The following is a 13,038-nucleotide window of genomic DNA, read 5'->3' as shown; positions in this document are numbered from 1 at the left end:
ACCTCAACTATTTGTTGTCTGGAAGGTCGGGTGAAAACCCGGCTTTTTTCTAAAGCTTTAGTACCTTTTGCCGATACATACATATCATTCACTTTCATCGCTCTCATTATGGCTATTAACTCATTAGCAAGTGCGTTAACTAACTCAAACGCAGATACAGCAAGCAGTAATACCAACTCAAAAGTAGGCTACAAACTCAGCAACCAAGAAATGAATAAGCTCTCTGGTCGTGAAGTAGAGCCCGCTCAAAAAGAAGAAGTATCTAGCGAACTCCCCGCACATATTCGCAAAATGGTTGAACAACTTGAAAAGCTCAAAGAACTACTCGAACTTGCCAAAGAGCAATTAGCCAAACTGCAAGCACTCAAAAACCAAGAAGATGAAACTGTAAAAGTGCAAGTTGAAACACAGACCAAGATGGTTATGGAAATCCAAACGCAAATAATGTCTCTTAGCCAATCAATTAGCGATGCGCTAAAAGAAGCTGGTATTAGCGATCCCGGAGTGCTAATGAGTGTGTTAGTTTGATGGAGGTTTTGAGCTTTAAGTCTCAAGATTTGCTCTTGCAACTTTCCCCTAGCTCACTCCTCATATAACACCCAAAAGTGAGTCAAAACCCAGTGAATATGCGGGCTCTGAAATATCGAGTGCGGAAATACGAAACTTCCTTTGCGGCTAAAATCAGTTATCTCATCTGTCATCCAGGCACACTACCACAATAGAGAAAAGTTAAACATTTAACTTTAAAATCAAAGCCATAACATTAAGAAAACAAAAGATTTAACCTTCTAATAAGTTCGAAATTAAAGCTCTCCTAGAATTAAATCAAAGCTTAACCTTATCAAAACCCCGCTGAGCAATACTTTATTAGTATAGAAATTAGCCAACTCAATCGTACTATGGACTCCCCCTATCAACGAAGTGAGGGCGTGTTATGCGTCAAATTTTATTACTTTCTGTAAATGGATTTACGCTACAAAGGTTTTTATTAATGACATGTCTTTGGGTGTGCTTTTTTGCCACAGCCGATGAAACAAACCCAATTCTTACCGCAAGATCATGGTTAACTTTAGTGGACAATGCTGAATATATAAAAAGCTGGGAACAAACTGATCCACAATTTAAAGCAAAGACTCCACAAACAAAATGGCTTAAAGCATTAGATTACGCGCGAGTTCCTCTTGGTAGAGTGATGTCTAGAACTTACTTTTCCACTTCAGAGTATTCATCACTTTCGGGATTACCTGATGGCGAGTATTTAGTTATTAAATTTAAAACCGAATTCATTAATCAAGACAGTGCCATGGAAACAATCAGTTTGAGTAAAAATAATGGTCAGTGGCAACCTTTAGGTTATTTTATTAATTAGGAGTTTGCAAAGTTTGAGATGGATTATGTTGGGTTTCGCTTCGCTCAAACCAAGCTACCCGAAGAATGAGTAGGGCAAGTAATATGGTAGGCGTCACGCTTGCTTGGCACGTCATGAAAGCAATACCCTACGAGCAGACAGACATATCGCCAACATACCCCACCGCTCAGCTAAAAACTGACAGCTGAAGGCTGACAGCCACAAAAAAGCCACTCATAAATGAAGTGGCTTTGGTTGAGTCGATTTTTTACTTATAACTTAATTTGGTTCACGCAAATGGAACACTTGGCACTTATTACCTAAATCAGGTTGTTGTGCGAAGTTAGTGTTTTCAGCTAAACCACAGTTACTTAAGCCAAGCGCTTGTTTTGTGTAGCGGTTGATAAGCATCACACCACCACCTTCTACTGGAGCAATGCGCCACTGTGCTGTTTTCGCCGCACAAGAAGCCATCTCTACGTTGGCACCTGGTACTAAGGCGTTATCAGCCACCGCAGCACAGAAATCGCTATCAGCGCTTTGTTTAAGGCTTACATAACCTGTATCTGTTGGTGTGAAGAACCATTGTTGTGCACCTTTATGCGTGTAAGCTTGTTGCTCAACATTGGTACCTGCTTTAACCGTACCAGCCACGCTAAGTGCTTTACCACTTTGTTGGCTTAATACGACAACACTGCCCATAGGGCGTAATTGCCAATCACCACACGCTGTTGCGTCACTTTGCTGTAAAACCGCTTGGTTTTGTGCAGCAGAACAACCAGCAACCGCTAATGGTTTGCCTGTGTAACGGTTAGTAATAGATACATTACCATCTGTACTTGGTGCTACTTTCCATTGCTGACAGAAGTTATTGCGCCATGCTGCAGATTGTACTTTAGCGTTATCTGCGTCATTACAGCTTTCAAGCTCTAAGAACTTGCTGTCTTCACGGTTCGCTAAACGAACAAAACCATCTGTTGTTGCATCAATAACCCATTGACCATTGGTGCTTGCACACTGACGTTGAACTGCACGTGCATCTTGTGGATCAGCTGCAATGTCTAAACATAAACCGCTTGTTGCATTCACTAATTGGTAACGTTGACCTTGCACTCGCGTTACCAGTGAGGTCGTATTCACCTGATGGCGGAGCTACTTCAACGCCTGGTGTTAATGGTTTACCAAAGCTTGGTGTGCCATCGTCGTTCCAAGTGAATTTTTGCGCACGTAATGAACGAGTCGCACTACAACCGTGCTCTACCGAATCATTACCGTGATAAACTAACCAATCTTCTGTGCCGTCTGGCGATGTGAAAAAGCCGTTGTGACCCGGGCCAAACACTTCTTCTGTACGCTCAAATACTGGCTTGTCGTATTTTTTCCAGCTGCTCGCTTTAAGCGGATCGTCACCAACAAGCTCAAGCATACCTAGTTTGTAATCTGGGGTATTACAGAAGCTTGCTGAGTACGTCATAAACGTACGACCATTGTGCTGTAAAATTTCAGCGCCTTCAGTTACTTTACGACCACTGATTTCCCAATCTAGCTCAGGACGCGTGATCACCGTATGCGGTGAGTTCTTCTTCAGAGTCCATGGGTTTTCCATTTCAGCAATAATGTTTAATTGCTGATCACCCTGCCATTGTGAGTAGATCACATACAACTTATCTTTGTACGTTAGGTAGTTACCGTCGATGTTCCATACGTTAGGCATTAATGCGCCCTTGTATTCGTATGGACCCATAGGATCGTCACCAGCACTTTCTAATACGTTTAAGTGTTGGTTATCTAAAGTGCCATCAGTACCCGCCGTGTACATCATGTACCAACGGTAGCCGTTTGGCCCTTTTAGACGATGGAATTCAAACGCCCAGAAGTTACAGCAACGCTCAGGGTTTGCATCAGACCAAACATTGACAGGTGTTGCATCAGCAAGGCCCGCTAATGTTGGTGATTTACGCATCACTAACTCAGAAGTCCACGTTGTTGTAGTTAGGTAATAGTTACCATCCCAATACTCAAGCCATGGATCGGCGCCATTTGGGAAAAGAGGATTAGTAAAAATACCATCATCTTGAATTGGCGTTTTTGCTGTGGCTGCGACATCTGCTTTGGCTGTGTTGTCTCCAGCCGTAGTCTGACAGCCCGTCAGAGCGCCAAACGACAAGGCAAATAGGCTAGCTAAACCAGCCTTTTGCATTGCGTTTTTAAGCTTTGTTGTTTTCACGTTTGTGTTCCTTTATTTTGTACCAAATTCGTACACGATGCGTGTTGAATACACGTCACCTGGCAGTAATGTTGTACTTGGGAACGTTGGCTGATTAGGTGCATCAGGGAAATGCTGTGGCTCTAAACAAAAACCACTTCTGAAATTATGCACTAAGCCAGACGCTTGCTGAGTACTACCATCTAAGAAGTTACCTGAATAAAACTGTACTGCAGGCTCTTCTGTGTAAACTGTTAACGTACGGCCTGAGTTTGCTTCGTAAACCGTCGCAGCTTCTACAAGCTCATTGCTTGGCGTGTCTTTAAGCACAAAGTTATGATCATAACCTTTACCAAGTTTCAGTTGTTCGTTGCTTGCTTTGATATCTTGACCAATTGCTTTAGCAGTACGGAAGTCAAACGGTGTGCCAGCCACATCCATCAACTCACCCGTTGGGATCAAGCCGCCATCCACAGGCGTAATTGCTTTTGCGTTAATTTGCATTTGGTGATCAAGAATGTCGCCTTTACCCGCTAGGTTAAAGTAGCTGTGTTGCGTCATATTGATGATGGTAGGCTTGCTTGTCGTAGCAATAAACTGCATATCTAACGTGTTGTTATTCGTTAGCGTGTAAGTCACTTCTGTCGTCACTTCACCCGGGTAACCTTGGTCACCATCAGGGCTCACTAAACTTAAGGTAACACCTGCGCTGTTTTGCGTCGTGAACGGTGTCATGTTCCATACTTTCTTATCAAAGCCTTGCACACCACCATGTAAGTGGTTGTCACCGTCGTTGGTTGCTAATTGGTATTCAGTGCCATTTAACGTAAATTTACCGTTTGCGATACGGTTACCAAAACGACCGATGATTGCACCGTAGTAAGTTGTCGCCTTTGTGTATGCTTCTAGGTTATCTAAACCCAGTACAATATTACCCATTTCGCCTTTTGCATCTGGCGTTTCAATACGCGTGATAATGCCGCCGTAGTTAATTACATCAACGCTAATACCATTGCTGTTAGTCAACGTTACTTGATTAACTGGGGTCTGATCAGCAAGTACGCCATAGGCCGTCATTGATGCTGAAGGGGAAGTCGTCATATTGTCTCCTTGATGAGCACACGCTGGTGTAAGGGCAATCCCACATGTCACCAACAATGCATAAAGCCCGCGCGACTTTTTCGTCTTCGAACTGGCTGTTTGATGAGTTGTTTTTAAACCTTGGGAAACACATTGCAATGACATATGAATAACCTTTTTGTAATTATATTTATAGTTTTATAATACAAATACGGGTGTCATTGCAAATTTAATCGCTAAAGTTGGATTTTGCCGTCTTTCACCATGATGCAATCCATCCCCGCGCTTTTAGCGGCTTGGTAGCCAATTTGCGTGTCTTCAAACACCACACATTGGCTTGGCTCAACACCTAACTGCTCTGCTACTTTTAAGAATGTTTCTGGGTTTGGCTTACCTTTACTAACATCACTGGCAGTCACTAAGGCACCAATTTTATTTATTAAATTGGTATCAGTAAGATGATCAATTGCATGTTCGCGGTCAGCGCCTGTGCCTACCCCCATTGGCAATACACCATGGTACTTTTCAAGTACTGCGACGGTTTCGTCAATCACCAGTGGATGATGTTGTAAATCAATCCAAAACTGGTGTTTATCTTTTGCCACAACCAGAGGGTCATGATCTAAACCAAATTTTTCGTTAAGCATTTCAATTGTTTTAACGGTCGGAATGCCGCCTAAGCTATACATGTAGTCGTAATCGAATGGATACCCATAGGCTTCGCAAGCTTTCTGCCATGCCTGTAAGTGACTGCCCATTGAGTCAATTAAGGTGCCATCCATATCAAAAATAATGCCTTGGTAGGCGCTTAAATCGATCATATCTACTCCTAAAAAGTTTCGCTTCACAATAGCATAAGCCAGCGAAGAGCGTGGCTCATCACTGGCTTAATCGACAACAAAATTTGGGGTGAACGTGCTCACACACAGCACGTTCTAGTACATAAAGTACTAATTCTTACAGGCCACGTTTTAGCATGTAGTAAGCTGCGTTATGACGAAGCTCTGTTTTGAAACCACGGATCGTCGTATCGTTATCGATGATCATCGTTTCAACGCCAGCCATTTCAGCAAAATCGATAATCATATCGGTTGTTACTGCTTGGCTGTATGCAGTGTGGTGTGCACCACCGGCGTGGATCCATGCAGCTGATGCTACAGATAGATTTGGTTTTGGTTCCCAAAGCGCTGAAGCAACAGGTAAGTGAGGTAAATCAGCTGGCGGAGCCACTGTGTCTACTTCGTTAATTAGAATACGGAAACGGTTACCCATATCAATTGGTGATACGTTGATTGCAGCACCTGGTTTTGCAGTAAACAATAAACGACCTACATCACATTTCACACCAATAGTGTGCTGGTGAACTTCAAGACGTGGTTTTTGCGCTGCAATTGAAGGACACACTTCTAACATGTGTGCGCCAAGTACTTGGTCAGTCTCACCCATGTTGTAAGTGTAGTCTTCCATGAATGAACAACCACCTTCACGGCCTTCACCCATTACTTTCATGATGCGAACCATAGCAGCTGTTTTCCAGTCACCCTCACCACCGTAACCATAGCCTTTCGACATTAGGCGCTGTGTAGCAAGACCCGGAAGACCAGAAAGACCTGATAAGTCTTCAAAACAGTTTGTGAATGCTTTAAAGCCGCCTTTCTCTAAGAAACGCTCCATACCAAGCTCTAAGCGAGCTTCGTTGCGTAGCATTTTCACTGCGTAATCGTCTTGTAGAGTTTCGTCAGCGATCACGTAGTCTTGCTTATAAAGCTCTAATTGTGCATCGATTTCGTCTTCTGTGATTGTATCAACCACTTTTACAAGCTCAGCGACACCAAACGCATGTACTTCATAACCAAAGGTAATTTGCGCTGAAACTTTGTTACCTTCAGTCACCGCAACTTGACGCATGTTGTCGCCAAAACGCGCAACTTTAAGTGTTTGGCTTTCTGCCCAACCTTTTGCCGCACGACACCAGTCATCTAGCTGCTGTTGTACGTCAGCACGTTGCCAGTGACCTGCAACAACTTTACGCTCTTTACGCATTACAGTACCGATGAAACCGAACTCACGGTCACCGTGTGCACTTTGGTGCGTATTCATGTAGTTCATGTTGATGTCAGACCAAGGAAGGGCTGCATTGAACTGAGTATGAAGGTGTAACCAAGGCTTACGTAATTCGCTTAGACCGGCAATCCACATTTTCGCAGGAGAGAAAGTGTGCATCCATAATACTAAACCAACACAGTTAGGATCCGTATTTGCCGCTTGGCAAACAGCGTGAATTTCTTCAGGTGACTTAACGGTAGGCTTACATACCAAGTTTACTGGTAGGTTCGCTTCGCTGTTTAAGCCCGCTACAATTGCTTCGCTGTCTTTGGCAACCGTTTCTAACACCTTAGGACCATAAAGATGTTGTGAGCCGGTAACAAACCAGACTTCTTTCGTCATCGTCGTCATGTTAATAATCCTCTAAATTCTTGCTATTTGCTCTGACCGTAATACGCGTTTTTACCGTGCTTACGTAGATAATGTTTATCCATCACTGCTTTTTTAAGTTCAGCTGCGTGTGGATCTAAAGTGCGTGTTAAATACGCCATGCGTGCAATCTCTTCGAGTAGCGCGGCATGGTATACAGACTGAGCGGCATCTTTACCCCACGTGAAAGGCGCATGACCCGCAACAATCACCATAGGTGCAGCTTTCGGATCGCGGTCTTGATACGCATCAGTAATTTGAATACCGGTTTCTAATTCATAATCGCCATTCACTTGCTCATCGGTTAGCTCACGAGTACAGGTGATGTCACCGTGTACATAGTCAGCGTGAGTTGTGCCAAGGCAAGGAATGCTTTGTTTTGCTTGCGCCCATGCAGTTGCATAGGTCGAATGCGTGTGTGTTACACCGCCAATTGCATCGAAGTGGCGATATAAATGAACATGCGTTTTAGTGTCAGAAGACGGACGCATAGACCCTTCAACAATGTTGTTTTCAAGGTCGACGATCACCATGTCGTCGGCTTTCATTTGGTCGTACGATACACCACTTGGTTTAATCGCAATTACGCCTTTGTCGCGGTCGATTTGCGATACGTTACCAAAGGTATAAATCACTAAGCCACGACGCTTAAGCTCCATGTTCGCTTCATAGACTTCACGTTTTAGTTCAGTAAAACTCATGCTTTGTCTCCGTTTACATAGCTTGCAAGTGCTTGGTAGTTAGCATAAAGCTCGTCATACACAGCAACGCGCTCAGGGTTTGGTAAGTACTGATGACATACTGACGACGCCATTACTTTTTGAGCATCTGCCACTGTTGCGTGCTCACCTGCAGCAACCGCAGCCATAATTGCCGCACCCAATGCACAGCTTTGCTCACTTTCTAAAACGTCGATTGGACAGTTCCAAACATCAGCACAGGTTTGCATTACGTAGTCTGATTTTTTAGAAATACCGCCGATAACGACCACAGACTCGATTGGCACGCCTTCGCTACGGAAACGCTCAGTGATAGCACGTGCACCAAAGGCTGTTGCTTCAACAAGCGCTTTGAAGAACTTAGGTGCATCAGTGCCCATTTTTAAGCCTGTTAATGCCATGGCAACGCTTTGGTCAGCATCTGGCGTACGACGACCATTTACCCAATCAAGCGCAGTTACATCGTTGCTTGTTACAGGCAGTGCTGCCGCCGCTTTTGATAGATCAACTAAGATTGAATCTTCTAGCTTGTTAACTAACGCTTGTTCAGCGTCAGATAGATTTGTCAGTTGGCGAGTTGGCCAAAGTACTAGGTTTTTGAACCATGCGTATAAATCACCAAACGCAGATTGACCAGCTTCTAAGCCAACCATTCCAGGGATCACTGAGCCATCAACTTGACCACAAATACCTTTAACGCAAGTATCACCTAGTTGCTCTTTAGACGTTACTGTGATGTCACAGGTTGAGGTACCCATTACTTTAGTTAGAACGCCAGGACGAACATTGGCTGCTACTGCGCCCATGTGACAGTCAAATGCACCGTAACCAATTACGATACCTTGTGGTAAACCTAGCTTCTCGGCCCACTCAGCAGTTAAGTTGCCAGCAACTTGGTCGCTTGGCTCTGTCGTTGCATTTAACGTATCAACAACACCATCTAATAGTGGATCGATATTGCTGAAGAAACTGTTTGGTGGGAAACCGCCCCACTGCTCGTTCCACATTTGTTTGTGTCCGTTGCACAACGCCCTAGCTTTAATACTTCAGGGTGAGTTGTGCCACACATTAGCGCGGTCATCCAATCGCAGTGTTCAACCCATGAATAAGTGGCTGCTTTTACACTGCTATCAACGCGGAAAATATGTAATGCTTTGGCCCAGTACCACTCAGAAGAGTAGATACCGCCCATATGTGAAAGGTAGTTCACATCGTTGTTAGTGGCAGCTGCAGTGATTTCATTTGCTTCTTTAATAGACGTGTGGTCTTTCCACAAAATGAACATCGCATTTGGATTTTCTGCAAATTCTTCCGTTAATGCCAGTGGTGTACCTTGGCTATTAATTGCCACAGGCGTTGAGCCTGTCGTATCAAAGCTCATACCCACTACTTTGTCTGCAGTACCCACTGGAACTTGTGACCATAGACCATTTACTACTTCTACAAGGCTATCAATATAGTCTTGTGGATGCTGACGAAACTGATCCTTACTTGGGTCACAATATAAGCCTTGTGCCCAGCGCGGGTAGTTTACTAAATGGCTGGCAAGTTCTTCACCAGTCGCAACATCAACGAGTAATGCTCTTACCGAGTCTGACCCGTAGTCTAATCCCAACGTATAACGAGACATAATTACCTTTCACTAATTGCTTACTAACATTGTTAGTCATTATCTTTATTTGTATGATAATATCAACAATACCAGATTGTAAAGGTATTATAAAAATATTATTAACAGGATTATTTGCTGCTGGCGGGCGATTTATTGCGCAGTTTCTCTGGTAGATTAGATTGTTTTTTCAGCACAAATAATAAGTTAAAGCCACTACATTAACTTTTGTATGATAAGAATGGGATAACTATGTCTAGTCAATTAGAACAACTTAAAGCAGTAACAACCGTTGTTGCTGACACGGGTGATTTTGAAGCAATCAACGAATATAAACCGCAAGATGCAACAACAAACCCATCACTAATCTTAAACGCGATTCAAATTGAGAAATATCGCCCACTTGCTGCCGAAGCCGTATCATGGGCAAAAGCACAAAGCAGTGACGCAGCTGAAGTTGTAACAAAAGCAGCTGATAAGCTAGCGGTATTAATTGGCTCTAAATTAATGGAGCAAGTGCCAGGTTTAGTTTCAACAGAAGTTGATGCGCGTTTATCATTTGATACTCAAGCAACTGTTGATAAAGCACTTGAGCTTGTTACTCTATATAAAGAGCAAGGCATCGACACATCACGCGTGTTAATCAAAATTGCTTCAACATGGGAAGGTATTCAAGCGGCTAAAGTACTTGAAGCGCAAGGTATCCGTTGTAACCTAACGCTGGTATTTGCATTTGCTCAAGCACGTGCTTGTGCCGAAGTGGGTGCTTACCTAATTTCACCATTCGTTGGTCGTATTCTTGACTGGTACAAAGCACAAGATGCAAGCGCTGATTTCGACGGTGCTAACGATCCGGGCGTTAAGTCAGTAACGCATATCTACAACTACTTCAAAAAGCACGGCTACGACACGATTGTAATGGGCGCAAGCTTCCGTAACATCGGTGAAATCCAAGAATTAGCAGGTTGTGACCGTTTAACTATCAGCCCTAAATTACTTGCTGAACTAGCTGCAACTGACGCACCTTTAACTCAAAAACTATTACCAGCAACAGAAAAAACAGACGCGCCAGCAGCTATGACCGAGCAGGCTTTCCGCTGGGAAATGAATGAAAATGCCATGGCAACTGAAAAGCTAAGCCAAGGTATTCGTCAGTTCGCAATTGACCAAGAGAAACTAGAGTCAATCTTAAGCGAATTAGTTTAAACCGATTGTTTAAGCTGCAAAAAGCCCGCAAACCAAAGTTTGCGGGCTTTTTTATTGTCTGCCTTTTAGTAAAAGCAGGCTTATCGTGTTGCGATTACGATAATTTTTTACCAGTCATTTTATTCAGCAAGTAATGCGTTTGCTTTTGCAACTAGATTTGCCACTGTGAAACCAAAGTGCTCAAGCAATACTGCGCCAGGCGCTGATTCACCAAATGTCTCCATGCCTAGTACATCACCATCTTGGCCAACATACTTGAACCAGAAGTCACGGTGTGCAGCTTCAACAGCAATCTTAGGTGTACCCGCTGGTAACACGCTTTGACGGTATGCTTTATCTTGGCTATCAAACTGATTCGTTGATGGCATAGATACCACGCGAACTTGTTTGCCTTGTGCTTTTAGCTCAGCAGCAGCATTCACAGCTAACTCTACCTCAGAACCTGTTGCAATAAGAATAAGCTCTGCAGCTTGTTCGCTATCAACAAGTACATAACCCCCTTTTGCAATATCAGCAACTTGCTGTGCATCACGTGCCATTGCTTTGGTACCCTGACGGCTGAAGATCAGTGAACTTGGGCCTGTTTCTTTTAATAACGCTTGGCGCCAAGCTACCGCTGTTTCAGTTTCATCACACGGACGCCATGCAGTCATGTTTGGTGTCATGCGAAGATTAGCGATTTGCTCGATTGGTTGGTGAGTTGGACCATCTTCACCTTGACCGATTGAGTCATGGGTATACACAAAAATGCTCTGTGCTTTCATTAATGCTGCCATACGTACAGCATTACGTGCGTATTCCATAAACATTAAGAAGGTTGCGCCAAATGGAATGAAACCACCATGTAATGCAATACCATTCATGATTGCGCTCATACCAAACTCACGTACGCCATAGAACACGTAGTTACCATCAGCAGCATCTTGTAAACCTTTTGCTTCTGGCCATAAGGTTAAGTTAGAACCAGCAAGGTCGGCAGAGCCACCCATTAGTTCAGGAAGCTGGTTAGCAAAGAAGGTGATCGCATTTTGTGATGCTTTACGTGTCGCAATGTTTTGCATGTCGGCTTGGCATTTAGCAATGTACTCATCAGCTAATTCAGCGAAATTAGCTGGTAATGCTTTTTCAAGAACACGACGTGTATATTCTTTTGCTAGTTCAGGGTGTGCTTTGCTATAAGCTGCAAACTTTTGCTGCCAAGCACCTTCAAGCTCTTGGCCTTTCGCTTGATTATTCCACTCGTTATAAACTTCTTGTGGAACTTCAAATGCTGGATGTGGCCAGTTTAACTGCTCACGTACAGCAGCGATTTCGTCGTGACCCAGTGGTGCACCGTGACAGTCGTGGCTACCTGATTTATTTGGCGAGCCAAAACCAATCACTGTTTTACAACAGATTAGTGTTGGTTGCGTAGTGTTGCTTTGTGCCGCTTCGATTGCACCCGCAATTGCATTCATATCGTGACCATCAACATCACGAATAACTTGCCAGCCGTAAGCTTCAAAACGTGCAGGCGTATCGTCGGTGAACCAACCTTCTACTTCACCATCGATAGAGATGCCATTGTCATCCCAAAATGCGATTAGCTTGCCTAGACCTAACGTACCTGCCAGCGAACATGCTTCGTGCGAGATACCTTCCATTAGACAGCCATCACCCATAAAGCAGTAAGTGAAGTGATCAACAATATCAAATTGTGGCTTATTGAATTGTGCCGCTAAGGTTTTTTCAGCGATTGCCATACCAACTGCGTTAGCAATACCAGAACCTAATGGTATGTCGTTGTTTCAACACCCGGTGTGTAACCATATTCTGGGTGACCCGGTGTTTTAGAGTGAAGCTGACGGAATTGCTTAATATCTTCAATACTTACGTCGTAACCGCTAAGGTGTAACAATGCATATTGCAGCATTGAACCATGGCCATTCGATAACACAAAGCGGTCACGGTTAGACCAGTCTGGGTTTAATGGGTTATGGCGGTGAAAGTTTTGCCACAATACCGCTGCAATATCAGCCATACCCATAGGCGCACCTGGGTGGCCAGAGTTAGCTTGTTGAACGGCATCGACAGCAAGTATGCGAATAGCATTTGCAGATTGAGAACTAGGCAGAGTCATCTTATTAGCTTCCTGTTAATATTATAATATAAATAATATCGCAAAAAGAAGCTAAAATGGCAACTCAATAAATGTCATGCAGACTGTAAAAACGAAAAGGTTGGCCAATAACCAACCTTTTTATATCAATTCGCTTAATTAAGTGATCTATTTCTAGGCAATTACTCTGCATCCATGCAGTTGTAAATAACACATTTTTAACGCAGATAGCGACTACTTAAACCTATCGAAATGATTAATTATTATTGCGGGATTGATATTGCCGAATATTAAAAG

Annotated in this window: 9 protein-coding genes and 2 pseudogenes; 3 read left to right on the top strand and 8 right to left on the bottom strand. The window is 43.5% G+C overall.

Features of this window, described 5'->3' with window-relative positions; all coding sequences use genetic code 11:
- Positions 1 to 30: 30 nt before the first annotated feature.
- Complete coding sequence (locus ACRWSG_RS09400; RefSeq protein WP_462166132.1) at positions 31 to 528, top strand: hypothetical protein; 498 nt, start codon at positions 31 to 33, stop codon at positions 526 to 528.
- Positions 529 to 934: 406 nt separating this feature from the next.
- Entirely contained in the window at positions 935 to 1,369 is a 435-nt protein-coding gene (locus tag ACRWSG_RS09395) for a DUF4019 domain-containing protein (protein WP_235372521.1), read from the top strand.
- 258 nt (positions 1,370 to 1,627) lie between these two features.
- Here ACRWSG_RS09395 and ACRWSG_RS09390 read toward each other — a convergent pair whose 3' ends face one another.
- The 7 genes and pseudogenes from ACRWSG_RS09390 to ACRWSG_RS09360 form a co-directional block, all read right to left on the bottom strand.
- Positions 1,628 to 2,461, bottom strand: coding sequence for an RICIN domain-containing protein (locus ACRWSG_RS09390; RefSeq protein WP_462166131.1), 834 nt, complete (start codon positions 2,459 to 2,461; stop codon positions 1,628 to 1,630).
- Positions 2,397 to 3,575, bottom strand: a complete 1,179-nt coding sequence (locus ACRWSG_RS09385) for a glycoside hydrolase family 43 protein (protein ID WP_462166130.1) — start codon at positions 3,573 to 3,575, stop codon at positions 2,397 to 2,399. The genes ACRWSG_RS09390 and ACRWSG_RS09385 overlap by 65 nt, the downstream gene beginning before the upstream one ends.
- 12 nt (positions 3,576 to 3,587) lie before the next feature.
- Positions 3,588 to 4,655, bottom strand: coding sequence for an aldose epimerase family protein (locus ACRWSG_RS09380; RefSeq protein ID WP_234003553.1), 1,068 nt, complete (start codon positions 4,653 to 4,655; stop codon positions 3,588 to 3,590).
- A gap of 215 nt (positions 4,656 to 4,870) precedes the next feature.
- Entirely contained in the window at positions 4,871 to 5,455 is a 585-nt protein-coding gene (locus tag ACRWSG_RS09375) for an HAD family hydrolase (protein WP_462166128.1), read from the bottom strand.
- Positions 5,456 to 5,591: 136 nt separating this feature from the next.
- Positions 5,592 to 7,091: an L-arabinose isomerase gene (araA, locus tag ACRWSG_RS09370; RefSeq protein WP_054552271.1), complete on the bottom strand. Its 1,500-nt coding sequence runs from the start codon at positions 7,089 to 7,091 to the stop codon at positions 5,592 to 5,594.
- Between the two features lie 23 nt (positions 7,092 to 7,114).
- A complete protein-coding gene (locus ACRWSG_RS09365; protein ID WP_166341265.1) occupies positions 7,115 to 7,810 on the bottom strand; it encodes an L-ribulose-5-phosphate 4-epimerase in 696 nt (231 codons plus the stop codon).
- Positions 7,807 to 9,458 (bottom strand): annotated as a pseudogene (locus ACRWSG_RS09360) (ribulokinase). The gene ACRWSG_RS09365 and the pseudogene ACRWSG_RS09360 overlap by 4 nt, the downstream one beginning before the upstream one ends.
- 231 nt (positions 9,459 to 9,689) lie before the next feature.
- Here ACRWSG_RS09360 and tal point away from each other — a divergent pair.
- Positions 9,690 to 10,643: a transaldolase gene (tal, locus tag ACRWSG_RS09355; protein WP_462166127.1), complete on the top strand. Its 954-nt coding sequence runs from the start codon at positions 9,690 to 9,692 to the stop codon at positions 10,641 to 10,643.
- 119 nt (positions 10,644 to 10,762) lie between these two features.
- On the opposite strand, the pseudogene tkt reads toward tal, so the two are convergent.
- Positions 10,763 to 12,762, bottom strand: a pseudogene (gene tkt / locus ACRWSG_RS09350) (transketolase).
- Between the last annotated feature and the right edge of the window lie 276 nt (positions 12,763 to 13,038).

The organism is Pseudoalteromonas sp. GB43 (assembly GCF_054923805.1).
Note: the sequence above shows the minus strand (reverse complement) of the source record. Positions and strands in the feature narration are given on the sequence as shown.

Coding starts and splice junctions, on each gene's coding strand:
- ACRWSG_RS09395 (WP_235372521.1), top strand. CDS start 935: ATGCGTCAAATTTTATTACTTTCTGTAAATGGATTTACGCTACAAAGG.
- ACRWSG_RS09380 (WP_234003553.1), bottom strand. CDS start 4,655: ATGACGACTTCCCCTTCAGCATCAATGACGGCCTATGGCGTACTTGCT.
- ACRWSG_RS09375 (WP_462166128.1), bottom strand. CDS start 5,455: ATGATCGATTTAAGCGCCTACCAAGGCATTATTTTTGATATGGATGGC.
- araA (WP_054552271.1), bottom strand. CDS start 7,091: ATGACGACGATGACGAAAGAAGTCTGGTTTGTTACCGGCTCACAACAT.
- ACRWSG_RS09365 (WP_166341265.1), bottom strand. CDS start 7,810: ATGAGTTTTACTGAACTAAAACGTGAAGTCTATGAAGCGAACATGGAG.
- tal (WP_462166127.1), top strand. CDS start 9,690: ATGTCTAGTCAATTAGAACAACTTAAAGCAGTAACAACCGTTGTTGCT.